At 69.7% G+C, this 24,396-nt stretch carries 22 protein-coding genes; 8 read left to right on the top strand and 14 right to left on the bottom strand.

The window, feature by feature from the left end:
• Positions 1-20 precede the first annotated feature (20 nt).
• Positions 21-1,781, top strand: a complete 1,761-nt coding sequence (locus QRN27_RS07750) for an ATP-binding protein (protein ID WP_285041509.1) — start codon at positions 21-23, stop codon at positions 1,779-1,781.
• A gap of 54 nt (positions 1,782-1,835) precedes the next feature.
• Entirely contained in the window at positions 1,836-3,473 is a 1,638-nt protein-coding gene (locus QRN27_RS07745; protein WP_285041507.1) for a helix-turn-helix transcriptional regulator, read from the top strand.
• A 23-nt stretch (positions 3,474-3,496) separates the two neighbouring features.
• Here the strand turns inward: QRN27_RS07745 and QRN27_RS07740 are convergent, their stop codons facing one another.
• Complete coding sequence (locus QRN27_RS07740; RefSeq protein ID WP_056012877.1) at positions 3,497-4,933, bottom strand: NAD(P)H-quinone dehydrogenase; 1,437 nt, start codon at positions 4,931-4,933, stop codon at positions 3,497-3,499.
• Between the two features lie 128 nt (positions 4,934-5,061).
• On the opposite strand from QRN27_RS07740, the gene QRN27_RS07735 reads away from it, so the two are divergent.
• Both QRN27_RS07735 and QRN27_RS07730 read left to right on the top strand, forming a co-directional pair.
• Positions 5,062-5,895, top strand: a complete 834-nt coding sequence (locus QRN27_RS07735; protein WP_285041505.1) for a purine-nucleoside phosphorylase — start codon at positions 5,062-5,064, stop codon at positions 5,893-5,895.
• Positions 5,892-7,592 carry a phospho-sugar mutase gene (locus tag QRN27_RS07730; protein ID WP_285041503.1) on the top strand — a complete coding sequence of 567 codons (1,701 nt, stop codon included), beginning with the start codon at positions 5,892-5,894 and terminating at the stop codon, positions 7,590-7,592. Before QRN27_RS07735 ends, QRN27_RS07730 begins: the two co-directional genes overlap by 4 nt.
• A 74-nt stretch (positions 7,593-7,666) precedes the next feature.
• Here the strand turns inward: QRN27_RS07730 and QRN27_RS07725 are convergent, their stop codons facing one another.
• From QRN27_RS07725 to QRN27_RS07675, 11 genes are all read right to left on the bottom strand, one after another.
• Positions 7,667-7,939 (bottom strand): PTS sugar transporter subunit IIB, encoded by a 273-nt coding sequence (locus QRN27_RS07725; RefSeq protein ID WP_056012886.1) that lies wholly within the window; start codon positions 7,937-7,939, stop codon positions 7,667-7,669.
• Positions 7,936-8,403 carry a PTS sugar transporter subunit IIA gene (locus tag QRN27_RS07720; protein ID WP_285041501.1) on the bottom strand — a complete coding sequence of 156 codons (468 nt, stop codon included), beginning with the start codon at positions 8,401-8,403 and terminating at the stop codon, positions 7,936-7,938. The genes QRN27_RS07725 and QRN27_RS07720 overlap by 4 nt, the downstream gene beginning before the upstream one ends.
• Positions 8,404-8,523: 120 nt before the next feature.
• Positions 8,524-9,699 carry an adenosine deaminase gene (locus QRN27_RS07715; protein ID WP_502929487.1) on the bottom strand — a complete coding sequence of 392 codons (1,176 nt, stop codon included), beginning with the start codon at positions 9,697-9,699 and terminating at the stop codon, positions 8,524-8,526.
• Positions 9,700-9,765: 66 nt separating this feature from the next.
• Complete coding sequence (locus tag QRN27_RS07710; protein ID WP_285041497.1) at positions 9,766-11,058, bottom strand: thymidine phosphorylase; 1,293 nt, start codon at positions 11,056-11,058, stop codon at positions 9,766-9,768.
• Positions 11,055-11,474 (bottom strand): cytidine deaminase, encoded by a 420-nt coding sequence (locus QRN27_RS07705; RefSeq protein ID WP_285041496.1) that lies wholly within the window; start codon positions 11,472-11,474, stop codon positions 11,055-11,057. Before QRN27_RS07705 ends, QRN27_RS07710 begins: the two co-directional genes overlap by 4 nt.
• A gap of 2 nt (positions 11,475-11,476) precedes the next feature.
• Positions 11,477-12,778: an ABC transporter permease gene (locus tag QRN27_RS07700; protein ID WP_285041495.1), complete on the bottom strand. Its 1,302-nt coding sequence runs from the start codon at positions 12,776-12,778 to the stop codon at positions 11,477-11,479.
• Positions 12,775-14,061 carry an ABC transporter permease gene (locus QRN27_RS07695; protein WP_285041493.1) on the bottom strand — a complete coding sequence of 429 codons (1,287 nt, stop codon included), beginning with the start codon at positions 14,059-14,061 and terminating at the stop codon, positions 12,775-12,777. Before QRN27_RS07695 ends, QRN27_RS07700 begins: the two co-directional genes overlap by 4 nt.
• Positions 14,058-15,572 carry an ABC transporter ATP-binding protein gene (locus QRN27_RS07690; RefSeq protein WP_056012902.1) on the bottom strand — a complete coding sequence of 505 codons (1,515 nt, stop codon included), beginning with the start codon at positions 15,570-15,572 and terminating at the stop codon, positions 14,058-14,060. Before QRN27_RS07690 ends, QRN27_RS07695 begins: the two co-directional genes overlap by 4 nt.
• 138 nt (positions 15,573-15,710) lie before the next feature.
• A complete protein-coding gene (locus QRN27_RS07685) occupies positions 15,711-16,817 on the bottom strand; it encodes a BMP family lipoprotein (protein ID WP_056012905.1) in 1,107 nt (368 codons plus the stop codon).
• A gap of 250 nt (positions 16,818-17,067) precedes the next feature.
• The gene (locus QRN27_RS07680; protein ID WP_285041491.1) at positions 17,068-17,418 is read right to left on the bottom strand and encodes a VOC family protein; all 351 of its coding nucleotides are present in this window, start codon (positions 17,416-17,418) and stop codon (positions 17,068-17,070) included.
• 94 nt (positions 17,419-17,512) lie between these two features.
• Positions 17,513-19,216: an ABC-F family ATP-binding cassette domain-containing protein gene (locus QRN27_RS07675; protein WP_285041489.1), complete on the bottom strand. Its 1,704-nt coding sequence runs from the start codon at positions 19,214-19,216 to the stop codon at positions 17,513-17,515.
• 263 nt (positions 19,217-19,479) lie between these two features.
• On the opposite strand from QRN27_RS07675, the gene QRN27_RS07670 reads away from it, so the two are divergent.
• Positions 19,480-20,469: a LasA N-terminal domain-containing protein gene (locus tag QRN27_RS07670; RefSeq protein WP_285041488.1), complete on the top strand. Its 990-nt coding sequence runs from the start codon at positions 19,480-19,482 to the stop codon at positions 20,467-20,469.
• Between the two features lie 4 nt (positions 20,470-20,473).
• On the opposite strand, the gene QRN27_RS07665 is transcribed toward QRN27_RS07670, so the two are convergent.
• Together QRN27_RS07665 and QRN27_RS07660 are read right to left on the bottom strand one after the other, a co-directional pair.
• On the bottom strand, positions 20,474-20,962 hold the full coding sequence (locus tag QRN27_RS07665) for a hypothetical protein (protein ID WP_285041486.1): 489 nt from the start codon (positions 20,960-20,962) through the stop codon (positions 20,474-20,476).
• A 13-nt stretch (positions 20,963-20,975) separates the two neighbouring features.
• Positions 20,976-22,091 (bottom strand): mannose-1-phosphate guanylyltransferase, encoded by a 1,116-nt coding sequence (locus QRN27_RS07660; RefSeq protein WP_056012915.1) that lies wholly within the window; start codon positions 22,089-22,091, stop codon positions 20,976-20,978.
• Positions 22,092-22,198: 107 nt separating this feature from the next.
• Here QRN27_RS07660 and corA point away from each other — a divergent pair, with 107 nt between their 5' ends.
• From corA to QRN27_RS07645, 3 genes are all read left to right on the top strand, one after another.
• Positions 22,199-23,323, top strand: coding sequence for a magnesium/cobalt transporter CorA (gene corA / locus QRN27_RS07655; RefSeq protein ID WP_056012918.1), 1,125 nt, complete (start codon positions 22,199-22,201; stop codon positions 23,321-23,323).
• A 195-nt stretch (positions 23,324-23,518) separates the two neighbouring features.
• A complete protein-coding gene (sdhC, locus tag QRN27_RS07650) occupies positions 23,519-23,947 on the top strand; it encodes a succinate dehydrogenase, cytochrome b556 subunit (RefSeq protein ID WP_285041485.1) in 429 nt (142 codons plus the stop codon).
• Positions 23,947-24,393 (top strand): succinate dehydrogenase hydrophobic membrane anchor subunit, encoded by a 447-nt coding sequence (locus QRN27_RS07645; RefSeq protein ID WP_056012923.1) that lies wholly within the window; start codon positions 23,947-23,949, stop codon positions 24,391-24,393. Before sdhC ends, QRN27_RS07645 begins: the two co-directional genes overlap by 1 nt.
• Positions 24,394-24,396 lie beyond the last annotated feature (3 nt).

Raw genomic sequence — 24,396 nt, 5'->3', positions numbered from 1 at the left:
TCCCGGTAGGCTCGTGGACTGTGCCACGTATAACCAAGGTCCTCATCGCCAACCGTGGCGAGATCGCCGTCCGCGTCATCCGAGCCGCGAAGGACAGCGGGATCGCCTCCGTCGCCGTCTACGCCGACCAGGATCGCGACGCCATGCATGCCCGCCTCGCCGATGAGGCCTACGCCCTCGACGGGACGACGAGCGCCGAGACCTACCTGGTCATCGACAAGCTCCTGTCCATCGCCCGACGGTCCGGCGCCGACGCCGTGCACCCCGGGTACGGGTTCCTCGCCGAGAACGCCGACTTCGCGCGCGCCGTCATGGCCGCCGGCCTCATCTGGATCGGTCCGTCGCCGGAGGCCATCGAACGCCTCGGCGACAAGGTCTCCGCCCGCCACGTGGCCGAGAAGGTCGGTGCCCCGCTCGCGCCCGGCACCCTCAACCCGGTCTCGGGCGCCGAGGAGGTCCTCGACTTCGTCGACATCCACGGCCTGCCGGTCGCCATCAAGGCCGCCTTCGGTGGCGGCGGACGCGGCCTCAAGGTCGCCCGCGAACGCGAGGAGGTCGCCGAGCTCTTCGAGTCCGCCACGCGTGAGGCGATCGCCGCGTTCGGACGCGGCGAGTGCTTCGTGGAGAAGTACCTCGACCAGCCGCGACACGTCGAGACCCAGTGCCTCGCCGACGCGCACGGCAACGTCGTCGTCGTCTCCACCCGCGACTGCTCGCTGCAGCGCCGCCACCAGAAGCTCGTCGAGGAGGCACCGGCACCGTTCCTCACCGAGGAGCAGAACACCGAGCTCTACCGCGCTTCGAAGGCGATCCTCAAGGAGGTCGGCTACGTCGGCGCCGGTACCTGCGAATTCCTCATCGGCAAGGACGGCACCGTCTCCTTCCTCGAGGTCAACACCCGACTCCAGGTCGAGCACCCGGTCTCCGAGGAGGTCACCGGCATCGACCTCGTCCGCGAGCAGTTCCGCCTCGCCGAGGGCGGCGTGCTCGACTACGACGACCCGAAGCCGACCGGCCACTCCTTCGAGTTCCGCATCAACGGTGAGGACCCGGGACGCGGCTTCCTCCCGCAGCCCGGACCCATCCACGTCTTCAAGACCTTCGGCGGCCCTGGCGTGCGCCTCGACTCCGGCGTCACCGCCGGCGACACGATCTCCGGCGCCTTCGACTCGTTGCTCGGCAAGATCATCGTCACCGGTCGCACCCGCGAGGAGGCGCTCGAGCGCAGCCGCCGCGCCCTCGACGAGTTCGAGGTCGCCGGACTCCCCACGGTGATCCCCTTCCACCGGAAGATCGTCCGCGACCCGGCGTTCACCGCGGAGGACGGCACCTTCGGCGTGTACACGCGCTGGATCGAGACCGAGTTCGTCAACGACATCGAACCGTGGGACGGCTCCATCGACGCCCAGCAGGTGCCTGCGACACGATCCACCGTGGTGGTCGAGGTCGGCGGCAAGCGGCTCGAGGTCAGTCTCCCGGGTGGTCAGCTGGGGTTGAACGTCGGCGCACCCGTCGCCGCCCCGGCCCCGCACCGTCGTGGCGGCTCCACGGTCGTCTCCGCGGCGACCGGTGACGCCGTCTCCGCCCCGATGCAGGCGACGATCGTGAAGCTCGCGGTCGCGGAGGGCGACGTCGTGGTGAAGGGCGACCTCGTCGTCGTGCTCGAGGCGATGAAGATGGAGCAGCCCATCACCGCGCACAAGGACGGTACGGTCGGCGCGATCGACGCGACCGTCGGCACGACCGTCTCCTCAGGGCACCAGCTGCTCACCATCAGCTGACCCGTCGTTCAGTCGAAGGCGCCGCCCGGCTCGAGGCGACGATACGCTGAGCAGGTGTCAGCAGCCGACCTCCTCGAAGACGCGTTGGATCGTGTGGCGAACTTCGACGCCTCCGGGGCGATCGCCCTGCTCGAGGCGGTGCCGGGTGTCGAGGCGGACCCTCGGCTGCTCGCACTGCGCTCCTACGCACGCTTCACGGCCGCGGACTTCATCGGCTGCCGACAGGACGCAGCGGCGGCCGTCACCGCCTCCGCGGGTGCCGACCGGACGACCCGACTCCTCGCGCTCGGCGCGGCCGGGCTCGCGCTCGGGTCCGACCGGTCGCCGGACTCGATCCTCGAGGGCTGCTTCGAGGAGGCGATGTCACTCGTCGAAGCCGGTGGCGACGTGGAACCGTCAGTCGCCTGGCTCGTCGGCTATCTGCTCGTCGAGGGTGCGGTGGTCAACGTGCTGATCCACCTGGCGCGCCGGTTCGCCGACGCGTTCAGCGAGGAGATCGCCGCAACGCCCACCCGGCTCTTCCGCACGCTCGTCGACGGCGTCGTCGCGCGACTCCTCCTCAACGAAGGCCGCGTCGCCGATGCCGAGGCGGCCGCGCTCGTCATGTTCGAACGGGCCTCCAGCGAGCCGACCAGGCTCTACGCGGAGGCCGTCCAGTGCCTCGTCGCGGGGAACCGCGCCGAGCAGGGGGCGACCCGGACCCTCGCTCGGCGGGTCCGCCACGCCATCCCCGAACCGACGGGCGCCTTCCAGACGACCTGCTACCTCCTCGTCGGGTACGGACTGGCCGCGCTCGCCGACGACCACGGTGCCGCCGCACTCGCTCGGAGCGCGTCCGGCAACGACTTCAGCGGGCTGTCCGTCCAGGACCGGGCCCTCGCGATCGAACTGCTCGTCGCCAGCGCGTTCGTCGACGGTGACGTCGTCGAATTGGAACGTCTCATCGGCTTCATCGCCGACGACGTCGACCGACGGGTGCCCGGCCCGGCGATCCTGCGCATGCAGTGCAAGCTGGAACTGCTACGGGGCGACCCGGCCCGGGCGCTCACCCTCGCCCGGACGGCGGCGACGCGGGCGCTCGCGGACGGGCGCATGCTCGAGGCCGGGATCGGGGAGATCCTCGCCACCCGCGCGCTCATCGCGATGTCCGACCGCACGCAGGCGGTGCGTGAACTGTCCGCCCTCGCCGAGCAGGCCGATCGCGGCGGACACACCGCGGCGACCCGATCTGCCGCCCGCGAGTTGAAGGCCATCGGACGACGTCTCGCCCCGATCGCCGGATCCGGCTGGGACGGTCTGTCACCCCGTGAGCGCGAGGTCGCCCTCCTCTCCGCCGAGGGCAACTCGACGGCGCAGATCGCCTCCGTCCTGCAGCTCTCCTCGCGCACCGTCGACGCCCACGTGACGCGGGTGCTCGCGGCGTTCGGCATCGTGTCCCGGCGTCAGCTCCCCTCGAGACTGCCGGCGACCCTCCCGCTGAGCGCCGTCCCCATCCCGAACACGCCGCTCACGCCCCGGCAACGGGACCTCACCGAACTCGTCGCCGACGGGCTGTCGAACGACGAGATCGCCGCGACCCTCGGCATCTCCCGCAAGACCGTGGAGAAGCACCTCAGCGCGGTGTTCACCGCGTGGTCGGTGCGCTCACGGGTGGCCGTGGCGCGCATCGTGCTCGCCAACCGCACCGCCTGAGCCCGGGAGCGCGACCGGCCGGACTACTCGACGATGTGCATGGCCCGCGCGGCGTCGGTGATCGACCCGGTGAGCGAGGGGTACACCGTGAACGCCCGAGCGACCTGGTCGACGTTCAAGCGCTGCTCGACGGCCAACGCCAGGGGGAAGATGAGTTCGCTGGCCTTCGGCGCGACGATGACCCCGCCGATCACCGTGCCGCTGCCCGTGCGGGCGAACAGCTTGACGAAGCCGTCCTTGATGCCCATCATCTTCGCGCGAGGGTTCTGAGCCAGCGGCAGCTTGTAGATCTCGCCCTGCGCGATGCCGTCCTCGATCTGCTTCTGGGTCCAGCCGACGGTCGCGATCTCCGGCTGCGTGAAGATGTTCGCGGCCACGTTGCGGATCTCGGTCGGGTTCACCGCGTCGCCCATGGCGTGCAGCATCGAGGTGCGCCCCTGCATCGAGGCGACGGAGGCCAGCGGCAGGAACGTCGTGCAGTCGCCGGCGGCGTAGATGTTGGGAACGCTCGTCCGGGCCACCCGGTTGACGCGGATGTGACCGGAGTCGGTCAGCTGGACGCCGGCCTCCTCGAGCCCGATCCCGGCGGTGTTCGGGACCGAACCGACCGCCATGAGGCAATGCGAGCCTTCGACGGTCCGGCCGTCGGAGAGGGTCGCGACGACGCCGTGCTCGGTCCGGGTGACCGAGTCGGCCCTGGACTTCGACAGCACCGTCATGCCGTTGCGCTTGAAGACGTTCTCGATGACGGCCGCGGCGTCCGCGTCCTCGCCCGGAAGGACCTGGTCGCGGCTCGAGATGAGCGTGACCTTCGACCCGAGTGCCGTGTACGCGGAGGCGAACTCGGCGCCGGTGACACCGGAGCCGACGACGATGAGGTGCTCGGGGACCGAGGTGAGGTTGTACAGCTGGGTCCAGGTGAGGATGCGCTCGCCGTCCGGCAGCGCTGACGGCAACTGACGCGGACTCGCGCCCACGGAGATGACGACGGTGTCGGCCTCGATGCGGTCGAAGTCGGTCCCTGCGGAGCGGTCGGTCGAGACGATGACCTCGTTCGGGCCGTCGAGGCGTCCCTGGCCGTTCACGATCCGGACGCCGGCCCGGATGAGCCCGGCCCGCATGTCCTCGGACTGTTGGCGGGCGAGCCCCAGCAGACGTTTGTTGACCGCGGCGAGGTTGACGGCGACCTCGGGACGGCTGGGCTTGCCGGTGGTCTCCGAGCGGACGAAGAACTGCACACCGAGATCAGCGGCCTCGCCGATGGCACCGACCGCGTCGGCCGTGGCGATGAGGCTCTTGGACGGGACGACGTCGGTGATGACCGCCGCGCCGCCGACGCCCGTCCGTTCCACCAAGGTCACGTCGGCGCCGAGCTGGGCACCGGCGAGCGCCGCCTCGTACCCGCCGGGTCCGCCTCCGATGATCGCCACTCGCTGCTTGCGTTCGAACTCGTAGGCCATGCGACCATTCTCGCGCGCGACCAGGGGCGGGACCAAACCCGTTCCGAGCTCCGGCGACGACCGGGTTGCACGGATGAGCGGGGTCCGCACGGTTGGGGTCCGGCCTCGCCCCTGTCTAGAGTGAGAGGATGTCCGAAACTGCTGCGAACCCGCTCGATCTGTCCGATGTCGATCCCTTCGAGATCGCCCGAGAAGCCGCGGGTCAGATCGCCGAGAAGACCGGTGTCGATCGCCACGACATCGCCCTCACACTCGGGAGTGGTTGGGGGAAGGCGGCCGACCTCATCGGTGAGACCACGGCGACCATCCCGGCATCCGAGATCGTCGGCTTCTCGAAGCCCGCGCTCGAGGGCCACGTCGGCACCCTGCGCTCGGTCCTCCTGCCGAGCGGCAAGCGTGCGCTCGTGATTGGCGCCCGGACCCACTACTACGAGAACCACGGCGTGCGCCGCGTGGTGCACAGCGTCCGGACGGCAGCGGCCGCGGGCGCCGGCATCATGATCCTCACCAACGGCGCCGGCGGCATCAAGGACCACTGGACCCCCGGCACGCCGGTCCTCATCAGCGATCACATCAACCTCACCGCGGACTCGCCGCTCGAGGGCGCGACGTTCATCGACCTCACCGACCTGTACGCGAAGCGCCTGCGCGACCTCGCGCACTCGGTCGCACCCGAGCTCGACGAAGGCGTCTACACGCAGTTCCGCGGACCCCACTACGAGACCCCTGCCGAGGTGCAGATGGCGAAGGCGATCGGCGGCCACATCGTCGGCATGTCAACGGCGCTGGAGGCCATCGCCGCCCGTCAGGCCGGCATGGAGGTGCTCGGCATGTCGCTCATCACGAACCTCGCCGCCGGCATCCAGAAGACGCCGCTCAGCCACGCCGAGGTCATCGAGGCCGGTCAGACGGCCGAGCCGGTGATCAGCAAGCTCCTCGCGCAGATCGTCGCCGCCCTGTGAGCGCCTCGACGCTGCTCGCGACCGCGGAGGCGTGGCTCGCACAGGACCCCGACGACGAGACGAGGGCCGAACTGGCCGGACTCGTCGAGCGCGCCAGGGTCGCCGACGAGGTCGCGGTCGCCGAGCTGCACGACCGCTTCGACACCCGCCTGCAGTTCGGCACGGCCGGGCTGCGCGGCCGCATCGAGGCCGGCTCCAACCGCATGAACCGCGTGCTCGTGTCCCAGGCTGCGGCGGGCCTCGCCGCCTACCTCCTCGAGCAGGCCGCGGACGGGGTCACCCCGAGCATCGTCATCGGGTACGACGGCCGGAAGAACTCCGCGGTCTTCGCTCAGGACACCGCCGAACTCATGTCGGGCGCCGGCGTCCGCGCCATCCTGCTCCCCCGGCTGCTGCCGACCCCGGTCCTCGCCTTCGCCGTCCGGTTCTTCGACGCGTCGGCCGGCGTCATGGTCACGGCGAGCCACAACCCGCCGGCCGACAACGGCTACAAGGTGTACCTCGGCGGCGAGCACCAGGGCTCGCAGATCGTCTCCCCCGCCGATGCGGCGATCGCCGCGCACATCGAGCGCATCGCCGCCACGGCGTCCGTCCAGGACCTGCCGCGCGGCGACGCGTTCGAGGTCGCGGGCGAGGACGTCGTCGACGCCTACGTCGCGGCGACGGCCGCTGTGGCCCCGGCTCCGGCGGGCGACCAGCTCCGTGTCGTCTACACCGCCATGCACGGCGTCGGCTGGGAGACCACCGGTCGCGTCCTCGAGACCGCAGGGTATCCCGCACCGGAACTCGTCACGGAGCAGATCGACCCGGACCCGACGTTCCGGACCGTGAGCTTCCCGAACCCGGAGGAGCCCGGCGCCCTCGACCTGTCGTTCGCGACGGCGCGAGCGACCGGCGCCGACCTCATCATCGCCAACGACCCCGACGCCGACCGCCTGGCGATCGCCATCCCGGACGCTGCAGAGGCCTCCGGCTACCGACGACTCACCGGCAACGAGGTCGGCCTGCTCCTCGGCTGGCGCGCGGCGCAGCTCGCGAGTGCGGAACTCGACGGCGATGCGGCACCGGAGGGGACCCTCGCGTGCTCGATCGTCTCCTCACCGGCGTTGCGGACGGTCGCCGAGGCCCACGGTCTCGCGTTCCGCGAGACGCTCACCGGGTTCAAGTGGATCTCCCGCACCCCCGGCATGCGCTTCGGCTTCGAAGAGGCGCTCGGATACCTCGTGAACCCAGAGACGGTGCGCGATAAGGACGGCATCTCCGCAGCGGTGGCGTTCCTCGGACTCGCGACGTCAGCCGCGCAGGCGGGCGAGAGCGTCGCCGGTCTGCTCGACCGGTTCGCTGCCACCTTCGGCTCCTTCGGCAGTGATCAGATCTCTATCCGCTACGCGGAGCTCAGCCGCATCGGCGAGGTCATGGCGGCACTGCGGGAGCTCCCGCCCACGCGGATCGCCGGGGCGGCGGTGACCCGGATCGACGATCTCGTCGACGGCTTCGAAGGCCTCCCGCCGAGCGATGTCCTCCGGCTGTGGCTCGACGACGGGACCCGGGTGATGATCCGCCCGAGCGGCACGGAACCGAAGCTCAAGGTGTACGTCGACGTGCAGTCGAGCGAAGGCGATGCTGGCGAACGGGCGGCGACGGTCGCGGCACGCCTGGTCGCGCTGCGCGGCGAGCTGACCGAGCTCGTCGCCTAGCCAGTCCGCCGGATCAGGGAACCGGACGCGGTCCGCCGACGAACGGTCGGGCCGCCGAGGCGCTCGGCGCGCCCTCAGCCGAGGGCGCGCTCGAGCTTCTCGGTGAGTTCGGCGAGGTCGAAGTAGTTGTCGATCACGACGATGTCGGCGAAGGTCTTGCCGATGCGCTCGACGAGTTCGGGGGACGTCAGGATGACCTGGGCGTCCGCAGCCGTCGTCGACAGGCTCTCGATGTCGCCGGCGATCACGTCGGCCTCGAGGTCGAGTCGCTCCAGGGCGCGTTCGGCGTTGAGCTTGAGGATCGCGGACGACCCCACTCCGGAACCACAGATGGCGACGATCTTCACGCGGGACCTCCGTGGCCGAGCAGCTCGGCACGGAACACCGCGCGCACCTCGGCCGCGTCGGTGGCGGCGGCGAGCCGAGGGATCGCCGTCGGGTCGTTGAAGACGTTGGCGATCTCCGCCACCCAGCCGACGTGCGACTCCGCCGTCGTGACGGCGAGGCCGAGGACCACGGAGACCGGGTCGTTGTGCGGATGCCCGAACCGGACCGGCTCCGCGAGCGTCGCGACGACGAGGGAGTCCTGATGGACGTCGGCCCCGGGACGCGCATGGGCGAGCGCGAGGCCGGGGGCGATGACGACGTAGGCGCCGAACTCCTCCACCACGTCGATCATGCGCTGCGTGTACGCCGCGTCCGTCGCCCCGGTCTGCGTGAGCAGTGCACCGGCCGCGCGGATAGCCTCTCGCCAGTCCGCCGCATCGACGCGGAGGGCGATTGTCGCTTCAGAGAGATCTGGGAGTGGCATCGCTTCAATCAGAGGATCGGTCGACCCGTGCGGGTCTGGACAAGCGTATCGCTCCGAGGCTGGAAGCCCGCCGCGCGTGTGCCACTCGAGTGGTCGTCCGAGTGGCACCCGCGCCGAGGATCAGTCCTCGTCGTCGTCGAGGAATTCGTCGAACGCCTCCGAGATGCGGTCCGCCAGGGCCTCGCGGACCTCCAACGGCTGGAAGGCGGCGGCAGCCGCGTTCAGCTGGAAGGTCTCGAGGTCCGTGAGGTCGTAGTCGAACACCTCGGTGAGCAGCGTGAGCTCCTTGGTGAGGCTCGTGTCGCTCATCGTCCGGTTGTCGACGTTCACCGTGACGGCGAAGTCGAGCTGGTACAGCAGGTCGAACGGGTGGTCCTCGAGGTCGTCGCCCCAGGCCGCGATCGCGCCGGTCTGGAGGTTCGACTGGGGGCTCAGCTCGAGCGGGATCCGGCGGTCGCGGACCCACTCCGCCACCGGGCCGAGCGTGGCGTACAGGGACTCGGCGTCGTCGCGCTCGATGAAGATGTCCTCCGCGATGCGGACGCCGTGACCGAGGCGGAGCGCCCGGCCGTCGAGCAGGGCGCTGCGGATCGACTCGACGCCGTCGGCCTCGCCGGCGTGGACGGTGACCGGGAAGAGCTCACGCGCGAGGTAGTCGAAGGCCAGCCGGTGCTTGCTGGCCGGGAACCCGGCCTCGGCGCCGGCGATGTCGAAGCCCGCCACGCCGCGTTCGCGGTGCCGCACGGCGAGCTCCGCGATCTCGAGGGCGCGGTCGGCGTGGCGCATGGCCGTGATGAGCTGGCCGATCTGGATGTCCGCACCCGTGTGGGCGGCGTCCTTGATGCCGAGCTCGATGCCCTCCTGGACGGCCTCCACGACCGCGTCGAGGCTCAGCCCGCGGGTGAGGTGCTGCTCGGGAGCCCACCGCACCTCGCCGTAGATGACACCGTCGGCCGCGAGGTCCTGGACGAACTCGCGCGCGACGCGGACGAGCCCCTCCTCGGTCTGCATGACCGCGGTGGTGAGGTCGAAGGTCTTCAGGTACTCGACGAGCGAGCCGGCGTTGCACTGGGTGTAGAACCAGTCGGCGAGGCCGTCCGCGTCGGACACGGGGACGTCGACGCCCACCGCCTCCGCGAGTTCGATGATGGTCGCGGGGCGCACGCCGCCGTCGAGGTGGTCGTGGAGCGAGATCTTGGGCAGCGCGCTGACGTCGACGCCGGAGAGGGGGGATTCATCTGCAGAGGTCACGGGGTTCACTGTACCGCGCACGCACGTCCGGCGACATGGCGTCATCGGGCCGCTCCGAGCCGTCACCCACCAGGAGCGGGCACGGCCTGTCGGAGCGGACCGGAGGGCGGGTCAGGCCTCGATGCGCGCCCGGACGATGGGCCCGCGCGGAGCGGCCGAGTCGGCGATCGAATACGCGCCCTCGAGCGCCTCGAGCGCCCGGGGGAACCGTGCGCCGTCGTCCGCGCTCAGGGTGAACAGCGGCTGGCCGGCTCGGACCTCGTCACCGGGCTTCGCGTGCAGGTCGATGCCCGCAGCGTGGACGACCGGATCCTGCTGGCGTGCACGACCGGCGCCGAGACGCCAGGCGGCGATACCGAAGGGCAGAGCCTCCTGCGTCGCCAGGACGCCGTCGCGCGAGGCGGTGACGACCTGGGTCTCCTTGGCGACCGGCAGCGGAGCATCCGGGTCGCCGTCCTGCGCTCGGATCATCCGCTTCCACACGTCCATGGCCCGGCCGTCGGCCAGTGCACCCTCGACGTCGGCGTCCGGCTGTCCGGCGAGGGTCAGCATCTCCCGCGCGAGCGCGATGGTCAGTTCCACCACGTCGGCCGGACCCCCACCCGCGAGCACCTCGACGGACTCCCGGACCTCGTTGGCGTTGCCGATCGCGAGGCCGAGCGGGACGTTCATGTCCGTCAGGAGCGCGGTCGTCGCGACGCCCGCGTCCGTGCCGAGCGCCACCATCGTGCGCGCCAGCTCCTCGGCACGCTCGTACTCCTGCATGAACGCACCCGAGCCGAACTTCACGTCGAGGACGAGTGCCCCCGTGCCTTCGGCGATCTTCTTGGACATGATGCTCGAGGCGATCAACGGGATGGCCTCGACGGTGCCGGTGGTGTCGCGCAGCGCGTACAGGCGCTTGTCGGCCGGTGCGAGTCCGGAGCCGGCGGCGCAGATGACCGCGCCGACCTCGGTCAGCTGCCGCATCATCTCGTCGTTGGAGAGGGCGGCACGCCAGCCGGGGATGCTCTCGAGCTTGTCGAGGGTTCCGCCGGTGTGCCCGAGGCCTCGACCGGACAGCTGCGGCACCGCGACGCCGAACACGGCGACCAGCGGCGCGAGTGGCAGGGTGATCTTGTCGCCGACGCCACCCGTCGAGTGCTTGTCCGAGGTCGGCTTGTCGAGCGCGGCGAAGCTCATACGCTCACCGCTCGCGATCATCGCCATCGTGAGGTCGCGGATCTCTCGGCGTTCCATCCCGTTCAGGAGGATCGCCATCGCGAGCGCCGACATCTGCTCGTCGGCGACGTAGCCGCGGGTGAACGCGTCGATCAGCCAGTCGATCTGCGGCGTCGTCAGCTCACCCCGGTCGCGCTTCGTGCGGATGAGGTCGACGACGTCGAAGGCTTCTACGGGACTCATGCGTGGTACTCCTCGAGTTGGCGAGGCCCGAAGGCGTCCGGAAGGACCTCGTCGATGGTGCGGATGCCGGAGACGGTGTCGAGCAGCATGCCCGCCGTCGAGTGCTCGTACAGCAACTGACGGCAGCGTCCGCACGGCATCAGGCGCTCGCCCTTGCCGTCGACGCACGCGAAGGCGACGAGGCGTCCGCCACCCGTCATGTGCAGGGCGGACACGAGCGCGCACTCGGCGCACAGGGTCAGCCCGTAGCTGGCGTTCTCGACGTTGCAGCCGGAGATGATCCGGCCGTCGTCGACGAGTGCCGCCGCGCCCACCGGGAAGCGGCTGTAGGGCACGTAGGCGTGGCCCATCGCCTCGCGGGCGGCGCCGTGGAGGGCCTCCCAGTCGATCGCGGGAGGAGTCGATGCGTCGTTCACGGTCAGCCCTTCACATAGGGTTTGCCGGCCGCGGCCGGACCCCGGGAGACGCCGACGAGGCCCGCCACCGCGAAGATCGTCACGACGTACGGCAGCATGAGCATGAACGCGCTCGGTACCGGGGAACCGATCGCGCTCAAGGCGAACTGCAGGTTCTGCGTGAAGCCGAACAGCAGTGCCGCGAGGGTCGCCTTCAGCGGGTCCCATCGCCCGAAGATGACCGCCGCGAGTGCGATGTAGCCCGCACCGGCCGTCATCTCCTTGTTGAACGCACCGACCGAGCCGAGCGTGAAGTACGCGCCGCCGAGACCGACGATCGCTCCGGCGAGGGCCACGTTCCAGAAGCGTGTCCGGTTCACGTTGATCCCGACGGTGTCGGCGGCCTGCGGGTGCTCACCGACCGCGCGGAGGCGGAGACCCCAGCGGGTGGAGAAGAGGCAGTAGAAGACCACGGCGACGGCGATGTACATGAGGTAGATGATGATCGTCTGCCGGAACAGCACCGGCCCGATGAGCGGGATCTCGCTGAGGATCGGGATGTTGATGCGCGGGAACTTCGGCGGGCTGTTGAAGAGCGCCTCGTTCTTCGTGAGCACCTGTGCGTACAGGAAGCTCGTGAGCCCCACGACGAGGACGTTCAGGACGACACCCACGATGACCTGGTCGACGAGGTACTTGATCGAGAACGCCGCGAGCAGGAAGCTCACGAGCATGCCGGCGATCATCGCCGCGATCAGCCCGAGCACGGCGTTGCCCGTCACCGACGCCACGAAGGCGGACGAGAACGCTCCGGCGAGGAGCTGCCCTTCGATCGCGATGTTGACGACGCCGACGCGCTCGGAGATGACGCCGCCGAGCGCTCCGAAGATGAGCGGGACGCTCAGCGCGACCGTGCCGAGCAGCAGCCCCGTGATCGGGATGGCCTTGCCCGCGGCGGCCCAGGACAGGAACCCGACCATGAAGAGCACGCCGAACACGGTGATGAGCCAGAGCGGGATGCGCTTGCCGGTCGTGACGAGGTAGGCGCTCAGCGCGGTGATCGCCACGATGAGGATCGTGACGACGATGCCCGTGACGGTGGACGGCAGCACCACCGTCGGCAGCTGGATGACGTCACCCTCGCTGGAGAGGCGGAAGGTGCTGTTGCCGTCCCGGTGCCAGATGACGAAGAGCAGGAACGCGATGACGGTGAAGATGCCGAAGGCGATCGGCGCCTTCCAGCTCCGGACCACGACCGTCTCGAGGACGATCGGTGCGTCTGGAGCGGGCTGGGGCTGCTGCTTGTCGAGCGTGAACGCACTCATGCGGACACCTCCTTCTTGGTGGCGCGACGCGTGCGGCGCGCCGATCCGTCCGGCTTCGGCAGGAAGAAGATCGCGCGGACGAGCGGCGGCGCCGCGATGAACAGCACGATGAGGGCCTGGAGGACCAGGACGATGTCGATCGGCACGTTGACGCCCTGGGTCGCCTGCATGGAGTACCCGCCGGCCTTCAGCGCGCCGAACAGGATGCCGGCGATGAGGATGCCGCCCGGCCGACTCCGACCGAGGAGGGCGACGGTGATCGCGTCGAAGCCGATGCCCGCGTCGATGCCGTTGTCGAAGCCGGAGGTCACGGTCCCGAGCACCTGCGAGACCCCGGCGAGGCCGATGAGCCCACCGGAGAGGAGCATGGCGTACACGTAGGTGTTCTTCACGTCGATCCCGGCGACGCGGGCGGCGTTCGGGTTCTCCCCCACCGCGCGGAAGCGGAAGCCGATGGACGACCGGCTGAACAGCCACCACACGAACACGACCGCGATGATCGCGATGAGGAACCCGGCGTGGAGGTTGTAGCGGTCGCCCAGGAGCTTCGGCAGGACGGCGTTCTCCGCCATCCCCGCGCTCTTCGGCACGTTCGATCCGGGAGCCTGCAGGAGCCCCTGGGTGGAGAGCATGAAGGTGATGAGGTAGAACGCGACGTAGTTGAGCATGATCGTGATGATCACCTCGTGCGCGCCCGTCCTGGCCTTCAGGACACCGACGATGCCACCCCAGAACGCTCCGCCGACGATGCCGGCCGCGACGGCGACGAGCAGGTGCACGACCGGCGGGAGGTCGAGGGTGAATCCGACCCAACCGGCGCAGGCCGCGGCGATGAGCATCTGGCCACGGCCACCGATGTTGAACATCCCGACGCGGAACGCGAGACCGACGCCGAGACCGGCGAGGATCAGCGGCGTGGCGAAGGTGAGGGTCTCGGTCAGCGGACGGATGCCGTTCAGGAAGTCGGGGCGACGGAAGTTGTAGATGGACCCCTGGAAGAGGGCTCCGTAGGCGCCGGTCGCCGACTGCCAGACCGCGGCGATCGTGTCGCCCGGCCGAGCGAAGAAGTACCCGGCGGCCGCGTGGACCTTCGGGTCGGTCAGGGCGATGAGGACGGCTCCGGCGACCATCGCCAGCACCACCGCGAGGATGGAGATGACGATGCTCGAGTTGAGGATCTCGGCCAGCACCTTGTTCGAGCGCGGCTGCGTCGTGTCGGGCTTCGCCTCGCCGGGAGCCACCGGCTGGACCGTTCCGGGCGGGGTGTGGGACGTGTCGCTCATGCTGCTGCTCCTGCCGGGAGTTCGCCGGCCATCATGAGGCCGAGGACCTCTCTGGGGGTCGAGGCCGGGACGATCCCGACGATGCCGCCGCGGTACATGACGGCGATGCGGTCGGCGAGCGCGACGACCTCGTCGAGCTCGGTCGACACGACGATGACGGGGATGCCGGCGTCGCGCGTCGCGACGATGCGCTTGTGGACGAACTCGATCGATCCGACGTCGATGCCGCGGGTGGGCTGGGCGGCGACGAACAGACGCAGGTCACGGCTGAGTTCGCGCGCCAGCACGACCTTCTGCTGGTTGCCGCCCGACAGCGAGCCGGCGGGCGACTCGATGCCCTGGGAGCGGACGTCGAACTCCTGCGACTTCTCTCGGGCGAAGTCGTCGCGGAAGCCACGCTGCACGGTGCCGGCCTTCACGAAGGGCGCACCCGTCGAGCGGTCGAGCATGAGGTTCTCGGCGATCGTGAACTGCTTGACGAGCCCGTCCTCCGAGCGGTCCTCCGGCACGAACCCGACGCCGGCGTCGAGCACCTTCCGCGGGGTGGAACCGACGAGTTCGACGCCGTCGAGCTTGATGCTGCCCTTCGTGTGGGGCTGCAGACCGAGGATCGCCTCGGTGAGCTCGGTCTGACCGTTGCCCTGCACGCCGGCGATCGCGAGCACCTCGCCCTCGTGCACATCGAAACTGACGGCGTTCACGACGAGCTGGCCCAGGTGGTCGACGACCGAGAGGTCCTGCACGCGGAACGTGGCCTCGCCGAGCTTCGGCGCCTCCTTGTGGACGGTGAGCTCGACCGGACGTCCGACCATGAGCGAAGCGAGCTCGGCGTTCGTCGCCGTGGGCGACGCCTCGCCGACGACCTTCCCGAGACGGATGACGGTGATGCGGTCGGCGACCTCGCGGACCTCGCGCAGCTTGTGGGTGATGAAGACGATCGACGTCCCCTCGCTCTTCAGCTGCTTCATGATCGCCATGAGCTCGTCGGTCTCCTGCGGCGTGAGCACGGCGGTGGGCTCGTCGAAGACGAGGACGTTGGCGTTGCGGGAGAGCGCCTTGACGATCTCCACCCGCTGCTGCACGCCGACGGGGAGGTCGCCGACGAGGGCGTCCGGGTCGAGGCTGAAGCCGAACCGCTCGGAGATGTCGGTCACGAGCTTGCGGGCCGCTGCGACGTCGAGGCGGCCACCGCCCTTGGTCTGCTCGTGGCCGAGCATCACGTTCTCGGCGACGGTGAAGACGGGGATGAGCATGAAGTGCTGGTGGACCATGCCGATGCCGGCGGCCATCGCGTCGCCCGGGCCTTGGAAGTGCTGGACGACGTCGTCCAGGAGGATCTCGCCCTCGTCGGCCTGGTACAGGCCGTACAGGACGTTCATGAGGGTGGACTTGCCTGCGCCGTTCTCACCGAGGAGGCAGTGGATCTCCCCCGGTTCGACGGTGAGGTCGATGTGGTCGTTGGCGGTGAGTGCGCCGAACCGTTTGGTGATGCCGCGGAGCTGGAGCTTCATGGGTCCCAATCTAGTCACGTGTCGGGTGTCGGCACAGACGGTCGGGATCGCCGTCGACCATGCCGCGAACAGACCGGGGGGAGGCCGCGATTCGCGACCTCCCCCCGGAGTTCCGGGCGTCTGCCCGGGAAAGAGGGACTACTTGACGGGCGAGGAGACCGAGGTCGCCTTGATGGAACCGTCGATGATGCCGGCCTTGATCGTGTCGAGCTCGTCGGCCAGGGTCGGGGAGACCTTGGACTCGAAGTCGTGGAACGGCGCGATGCCGACGCCCTCGTTCTCGAGGGTGCCGATGTAGGCTGCCGCGTCGAACTTGCCGCCGCCGGCCTCGGTCACGGTGTCGGCGACGCCGGCCTTCATGCCCTTGAGGATGGAGGTGAGGAAGAGGCCCTTGTTCTCGGCGTTCGTCTCGTAGAGGTCGGCGTCGACACCGACCATCGCGATGTCCTTGCCGGTCTCCTGGATCTCGGCGATGGCGCTGAGGAAGATCGGGCCGCCGACCGGCAGGAGCACGTCAGCGTTCTGGTCGATCAGCGTGCGGGCGAGCTGCTTCGCGGTGTCGTTGGCCTCGAAGCCACCGGTGAACGAGCCGGTCTGAGCGGCGACGTCCCATCCGACGACCTGGACGCTCTTGCCCTTCTGCTCGTTGTAGTACGCGACGCCCTCGGCGAAGCCGTCCATGAAGATCTGGACGGACGGGAAGGGCTGCCCACCGAAGGTGCCGACGACGCCGGTCTTCGAGTAGTCGGCCGCCGCGTAGCCGGCGAGGAACGCCGCCTGCACGGTGTCGAAGAGGATCGGCTTGATGTTCGGAGCGTCGACCTTGCCGTCGAAGTCGTTGTCGGCCGCGTCGTCGATGATCGCGTAGTCGACGTCGGGGTTGGCGAGCGCCGCCTCGACCGTGTCGGCGGAGAGGGCGAAGCCGACGCTGACGATGAGCGAGCAGCCCTGGTCGGCGAGGCTCTGGAGGTTCGGCTTGTAGTCGTCGGCCTTGTCGGACTGGACGGTGATGGGCTCGACGCCGAGCTCCTTCGCAGCCTCGGTCAGACCCTCGTAGCCGAGCTGGTTGAACGACTTGTCGGTGAAGCCACCGGCGTCGGACACCATGCAGGGGAGGAAGTCGGATGCGGCACCCGTCGCGTCGCCGCCACCGGTGCTGGGAGCCGATGCGCAGCCGGCGAGCAGTGCCATGAGACCGACGCCGGCGATTGCGCCCGCAGCGGCCTTCCGAGTTGTGATTGCCAAGGTAGCCTCCAAGATGCAGCCCCGCGGGTCACGGGGCGTATGGGGTTACGTTACCCAATGTGACGACGCCCGGATGGACGATCCCGGCTTCGCGACCGAAGCGTTACAGAACGGTGGCGTCGACGTCATCCGCCGGAAACACGGGGCTGCGCAGACGCGCACGGCGGTGCCGCGATCCTGCGCACGTGAGCAGCGTCGGGGTGTCCGACGGGCCGCTTGCGCGACGGGTGTCGACGGGCCGGCCGGCCGGTCAGCGCTGCACGACGCAGAACAGGTTCCCGTCGGGATCGGAGAGGACGATGTAGTCGGCGTCGTCCTCGTAGTCCCAGTCGACGGGTCCGGCGCCCAGGCCGAGCAGCCGCTCGACCTCGGCTTCGCGGTCTTCGGTGAAGAGGTCGAGGTGGTGCCGTCGACGGTCCTCCGCGGGCGACGAGACGCGCATGAGTGACAGCTGCACCCCGTCACCGTCGCGCGGGACGAGCGAGGCCCAGTCCTCCTGCGGCTCATCGCGAGGCACGTAGTCGAGCGCCTGCGTCCAGAAGGCCACGCCCTGACGGATGTCCTGTACGCCCCACACCGGGGCTCCGATCGAGAGACTCATGCCGACATCCTCCGACGGAGCTCCGCTGCTCGCACGGGCTTGACGTCGACCCTCGGAGGAGTCCGGCTCGCGGGACCCGGACTCCTCCGCGCGGTCAGCGGCGGTCGAGCGCGAGCGTCTCGCCGTCCCACCTTCGACGCAACCACCGGTCGTGGCTCGCGATGACGACCGCTCCGGGGTACGTCCCGAGCGCCTCCTCGAGGTCGGTCGCCAGCGTGAGCGACAGGTGGTTGGTCGGCTCGTCCAGGAGGAAGAGGTGCGGCGGCTTGGCGATGATCAGCGCGAGCGCCAGTCGGCGCTGCTGTCCTACCGACAGGTGGCCGATCGGACGATCGAGGTCGCGCGGCGCGAGCAGGCCGAGACCCGCGAGCGGGGTGCGCGCGGCTCGCGACTCGCCGAGGGTGCGCTCGTAGACCTCCCGAGGGGATCGTCCTGGTTCAGCGAACACGACGTCCTGCTCGAGCAGCCCCACCCGCAACCCCCTCCGCCGGAGGAGGCTCCCCGAGTCGAGGCGAAGCGAGCCGGCGAGCGCCGACAGGAGCGTCGACTTCCCTGAACCGTTCGCTCCCGTGACGAGCAACCGCGTCCGGGGCGCGATCCGCAGACGGTCGAGGTGGAGCCGGCCGTCGACGCGGGCGTCGGCGAGCTCGAGCAGCTGCTCCCCCTCGTCGAGGACCGTCGAACCGCTCGGGATCCCGGCGAACGAGATCGCGCGCGGCGGACGTCGCACCTGCTCGCGTTCCAGGGTCTCGAGCCGGAGCTGCGCGTTGCGCACCCGCCGACTGATCTGCTGCTCGACGCGGTCACCGCGCATTCCGAACGCCATCCGGTTGTTGTCCCGGATGCCGCGGTCGTGGTTGATCCGCGGGGCCACATCGTGCACGGCGGACGCGAGTCGACCGAGCTCCGCCTGTTCCTCCGTATAGCGAGCCGCCCACCGTTCGAGCTCCGCGGCCTTCCACCCCAGGTACTCGCTGAAGGGACCGCCGAACACCACGACGGGCGAGGCCTCGCCGACCGGGACCGGCCGGGACGGATCGATGTCGACGAGCCCCGTCGCGACCTCGTCGAGGAAGGCGCGGTCGTGGCTGGCGAACAGCACGGGACCGGGCCAGGTCGACAGCTGGCCGCGGAGGAAGGCGACCGCCTCGTCGTCCAGGTGGTTGGTCGGCTCGTCGAGCAGCAGGGCGGTCGGTCTCGCGACCAGGAGTGCGGCGAGGGCGAAGCGGGAACGCTGCCCGCCGCTCACCTCGCCGAGGCGCCGCGACCGCTCGATCCCGGCGAGTCCGAGGCCGGCGACGACCGCGTCCAACCGGGCGTCCGCCGACCAGACGTCGGCTCGTTCCGCCGCATCGAGCGCCGCGGCGTACCGGTGATCGGCAGCGTCGGCGGACGCCCCGGTCCCACCGAGCGCCGCTGCAGCGGTCTCGAGCTCCTCCTCGACCGCCCTGACGTCGCACAGCGCCAGCTCGAGCAGCTCGCCGACGGACGTCTCCTCCGGCAGCTCGAGCTCCTGCATGAGGATGCCGGTGCGCACCGGGCGGACGGCCTCGCCGTCGTCCGGCTCGTCGAGCCCGGCGAGGATCCGCAACAGGGTCGACTTGCCGGCGCCGTTCTCACCGATGAGGCCGAGACGCTCTCCGGCCGAGACGACGAGGTCGACGTCGCGCAGGACGACACGATCGCCGTACGAGCGGGTGACACCGTCCGCGCGGAGCTGCTGGATGTCGATGGAACGCCCGAAGCTCGGGGGCGTTCCTGGGGTGACGGATGGTGCACGGGTGATGGGTGCTCGCATGGAGGCCCCTTTCGAGTTGGGGCACACCTCGCGCGATCGTCGCCGGACGCGTCGGGAGCGAGCGCGGGGCTCGAACGCGTGGCGGGACGTGAAGCGACTGGCGTACCTCGATGGATTCCCGCCGGGCACATCACGGACGTGATGCTCGGGCCGCAGGCGCGGGACGTCGATTCGCTCAGTTCTTCACAGTGCGACCAGGTTATCCGCCGTGTGTCGACGCTCGCAAGCCCTCGGCGTCACCCGCCCCGATTAGGCTGGTGACCATGCGTGCTCCGTCGATCCCTTCGCTCGTGCGGCGTCGATCGGCGCGTCGATCGATCGCGACGGCGTTGGTCGCGGCGGTGGGCGTCTCCGCTCTGCTGTTCGGCGGACTCCCGGGCTCGAGCGCCGCAGCGGCCACGCGCGAGCAGGTGGCGGCCACGGCGACGCCCACGCCGACGCCGAAGCCGACCGGCAGCACCCCGACGACACCCAAGCCGACGGCCAAGCCCTCGACACCGGCCCCGGCCCAGCCGGCACCGCCCACGGTCCGCGGCACGGACTTCGATCCCGGCGAGATCATCAGCGACGAGAACTTCTACGACGCCAACGCGATGAGCGAGGCGGACGTCCAGGCGTTCTTCGCCTCCCAGCCCTGCACGCCGAAGGACGGCGTGCCATGCCTGGCGGACTTCCGCGACAGCACCGAGTCGGTCCCGGCCGCCGAACCCGGTCACTGCGAGGCCTACCGGGGCGCCGTCAACGAATCGGCCGCCCGGATCGTCACCAAGGTCGCGCACGCGTGCGGGATCAATCCGAAGGTGCTGCTGGTCCTCATGCAGAAGGAGCAGTCGCTCATCACCGGACCGAGCGAATACGGCTACGCCCGGGCGATGGGCTGGGGCTGCCCCGACACCGGGCCGAACTTCAGCGCCAGTTGCGACGCCGACTACTTCGGCTTCCAGAACCAGGTCTACCGGTCCGCGTGGCAGTTCCGGCAGTACACGCTCTACCCGCTGAACGTGCCCGGCGAGTCGTACCAGCGCGCGTACCACCTCGGGTCGGTCTACATCCAGTACAGCCCCGACGCCGCGTGCGGGGGCACCCAGGTGGATATCCGCAACCAGGCCACGGCGAACCTGTACCTCTACACCCCGTACCAGCCGAACGCCGCGGCGCTCGCCAACGTGTCCGGCACGGGCGACGCCTGCAGCGCCTACGGCAACCGCAACTTCTGGCGCCTCTACACGGAGTGGTTCGGCCCCGCCATCTGACGCCTCACTCCCCGATGAGGAGCGAGACCCGGTCGTCGAGGTAGGCGCCGAGTGGCGTGAGACCGAGGTCGTGACCGGCCCAGCGGAGCATGACCGTGCCGTCGACGAGGGAGAGCGGGCCGGAGCCCGCCCGGAGCGACGCCTCGTCCAGCGCCAGTTCGACGACCTCGAAGTTCACGACGTCCCCCTCGGCGAACGGGCCGCGGTGCGCCGCCTGCTGAGCGATCCGCCGGTGCTCGACCTCCGAGGAGCGGTGGTTGAACCACTTCGGCTCGACGGCGCGCGTGGACTCGGCCGCGGTGAACAGGCGACCGTCGACGGACAGCAGCACGACGCCGAGGCGCCACGCCCGACCGATGGGGCGGAGCGCGGGTGCCCGCTTGACGAGCGGGATCCCGCGCGGCGTGTACACCTCGGCGAGCGCCTCGTCGTGGACCCCTGCCGCCTGCAGACGCGCCGCAGCCTGCACCAGCAGCTCGTGCAGCGCGGTCACCGTCGGCAGCCGATCAGAGGACGTCGTCGCGGCCGGACAGCTTGAGGGCGTCGACGACGCTCTTCACGCGTTGCGCGTTCGCGCTCGTGGTGACGAGCAGGGCGTCCGGGGTGTCGACGACGACGATGTCCTGCACGCCGATGAGGCTGATGACCCGGCCGGTCTGGCTGACCACGATGCCACTGGAGGCGTCGGACAGCACCCGTGCGTTCTCGCCGAGGATGGCGAGGTCGGACTTGCGCCCACCGGAGTTGAGCTTGGCGAGCGAGGCGAAGTCGCCCACGTCGTCCCAGTCGAAGTGCGCCGGCACGACGGCCATGCGACCGGCGGCCGCAGCTGGCTCGGCCACCGAGTAGTCGATCGCGATCTTCTCGAGGGCCGGCCAGACGCGGTCGACGACCGGACCACGCGCTGCGGCGTCGTCCCAGACCTCGGCGAGTTCGAGGAGTCCGGCGAGGAGCTCCGGCTTCTGCCGACCGATCTCCTCGAGCAGGACGTCGGCGCGGGAGATGAACATGCCGGCGTTCCAGAGGTGTTCGCCGCTCGAGACGTAGCGCTTGGCCGTGGCGAGGTCCGGCTTCTCGACGAAGGAGTCGACGAGCATGACGCCCTCCGCCCCACGGATGCCCAGATCGTGCGCGCTCTTGATGTAGCCGAAGCCGATCGCCGGCTCCGTCGGCTGGATGCCGATCGTGACGATGTACCGCTCCTCGGCAGCCGTGACCGCCTGCGCCACTGCGGCCCGGAACAGCCGATCCCCGCGGATGACGTGGTCTGCGGCGAAGGAACCGACGATGACGTCGGGCTCGCGGCGCACGAGGATCGCCGCGGCGAGGCCGATCGCCGCCGTGGAGTCACGCGGTTCGCTCTCGAGGACGACGTTCGCGTCGGCGAGGTCTGGCAGCTGCTGTTCGACGGCCGCCCGGTGCGCGCGTCCCGTGACGACCATGATGCGCTGGTCGCCGGCGATGGGGGCGAGGCGGTCCCAGGTGGCGCGGAGCAGCGTGCTGCCGGACCCGGTGAGGTCGTGGAGGAACTTGGGTGCGTCGGCGCGAGAGAGCGGCCAGAGCCGGCTGCCGATGCCGCCGGCCGGGATCACCGCGTAGAAGCGTTCGAGGGGCGTGGTCATCGCCCCAGCGTACCGGCAGGGTCCTGCCGCGCGACGACGGCACGGAACCGTCATCTGACGGGTTTACGATGAGCGCCAGTTCGAGCACGAGAAAGATCGGTACGCGCATGGCTGGACGCAACGTCCTCGGGATCCCGATCCCGTCCTTCGGCAGCAAGCAGACTCCCCCGCCGCCCGTCGGCCCGCCCGACCCCGCCGACCTCGACGGCCGGAACAGCATCGTCAACGCCTGCATCTACCGTCACGGATCCCGCAGCTCCACCCTCACGTCCTTGGAGGACACCTTCCGGGCACTCCACGAGACGCCGGAGGGTGTCGCGTGGATCGGGCTCTACCGACCCGACGCAGGCGAGCTCGGCATCCTGGCGGCGGAGTTCGGGCTCCACCCGCTCGCCGTGGAGGACGCGATCACGGCCCATCAGCGGCCGAAGATCGAGCGGTACGACGACGTCCTCTTCGTGGTCCTCCGAGCCGCCAACTACATCGACGAGACCGAGTCCGTCGAGTTCGGCGAGTTGCACGTCTTCGTCGGCCCGAACTTCGTGATCACCCTCCGGCACGCGGAGTCCCCCGACCTCTCTCATGTACGCGCCCGCATGGAGCAGGAGCACGAGCTCCTCGCCTACGGACCGCAGGCGATCCTCTACGCCATCATCGACGCCGTGGTGGACGGGTACGGCCCGGTCGTGGCCGGACTCTCCAACGACATCGACGAGATCGAGGAGCAGGTGTTCGTCGGTGAGTCGCAGGTGTCGCGACGCATCTACCAACTCTCCCGGGAGGTCATCGCCTTCGAACGCGCCACCCACCCGCTGAGCGACGTCATGCAGTCGCTCGAGCAGGGCAGTGCGAAGTACGGCGTCGCCGACGAGCTGCAGCGCGGTCTCCGCGACGTCGCCGACCACCTGACGAGCGTGAACCAGCGCATCGACGCCTACCGAGAGCTCCTCCGCGACATCCTGACCGTCAACAGCACGCTCGTCGGACAGCGCCAGAACGAGGAGATGGCCAAGATGACGGAGGCGAGCCTCAAGCAGGGGGACGAGGTGAAGAAGATCTCCTCCTGGGCGGCCATCCTCTTCGGCCCGAGCCTCATCGCGGGCATCTACGGCATGAACTTCACCCACATGCCCGAGCTGTCGTGGTGGTTCGGATACCCGATGGCGCTCGCGCTCATGGCCACGACCAGCGTGATCCTCTACAAGGTCTTCAAACGACGGAACTGGTTGTGAACGGCAGCCGTCCATCGGGTGTCGAGCGGGTGGCGCGACTCTCTCGTCATCGAGACAGTTAGGCCAGCCTTAGCGGCGGAACGACGGGTCCCGCGCCTACACTTGGGGTCAGCGCGCCGATTCGACGCACGGCAGGCAACAACCCCCGCACGGCAGAACGATCTGCCGCAGATAGCGAATATCAGGGAGGACCTCGTGACCGCGAGTCTCACGCGTACGTCACCGTTGGAATCCACGACATCCAAACGCCCGGCCGGCACCCTGTATCGGGGCCGTGAAGGCATGTGGTCGTGGGTGCTCCACCGGATCACCGGCGTCGCCATCTTCTTCTTCCTCCTCGTGCACGTCCTCGACACCGCATTGGTGCGGGTCTCGCCTGAGGCGTACAACGCCGTCATCGGGACGTACAAGAACCCGATCATGGGCCTCGGCGAGGTCGCCCTGGTCGCGGCGATCACGTACCACGCGTACAACGGCATCCGGATCATCCTCATCGACTTCTGGTCGAAGGGCACGAAGTTCCAGCGCCCGATGTTCTGGATCGTCATCGGCCTCTGGGTCGTCACGATGCTGGGCTTCACGCCGCGCCACCTGATCAACGTGTTCAGCGAGATGGGCCACTGATGACGACGATCGCCGCTCCCCGCACCCCCGCACGTCCCGCGCGCCGTAAGGGCGTCAACTGGGAGAAGTGGGGCTGGATCTACATGCGCGTCTCCGGCGTGATCCTCCTGGTCCTCATCTTCGGACACCTGTTCGTCAACCTCATGGTCGGCGACGGCATCAAGGCCATCGACTTCGCGTTCGTCGGCGGCAAGCTGTCGAACCCGTTCTGGCAGTGGTGGGACGTCGCCATGCTGTGGCTGGCGCTCATTCACGGCGGCAACGGCATGCGCACGATCGTGAACGACTACGCGACGGGTCGCACGATCCGCGGCGTGCTCAAGGTCGCGATCCTCGCCGCCGTCAGCATCCTCATCATCCTCGGGACCCTGGTCGTCTTCACCTTCGACCCGTGCCCCGCCGGCGCACCGGCAGACCTGCTCGCGTCGTTCTGCCCCGCCAACTGAGCA

Origin of the sequence: Plantibacter sp. LMC-P-059a, assembly GCF_030209505.1 — a bacterium.
GTDB lineage: Bacteria > Actinomycetota > Actinomycetes > Actinomycetales > Microbacteriaceae > Plantibacter.
The sequence above is the reverse complement of the archived record's forward strand: the minus strand, read 5'-3'. Positions and strand labels throughout refer to the sequence as shown.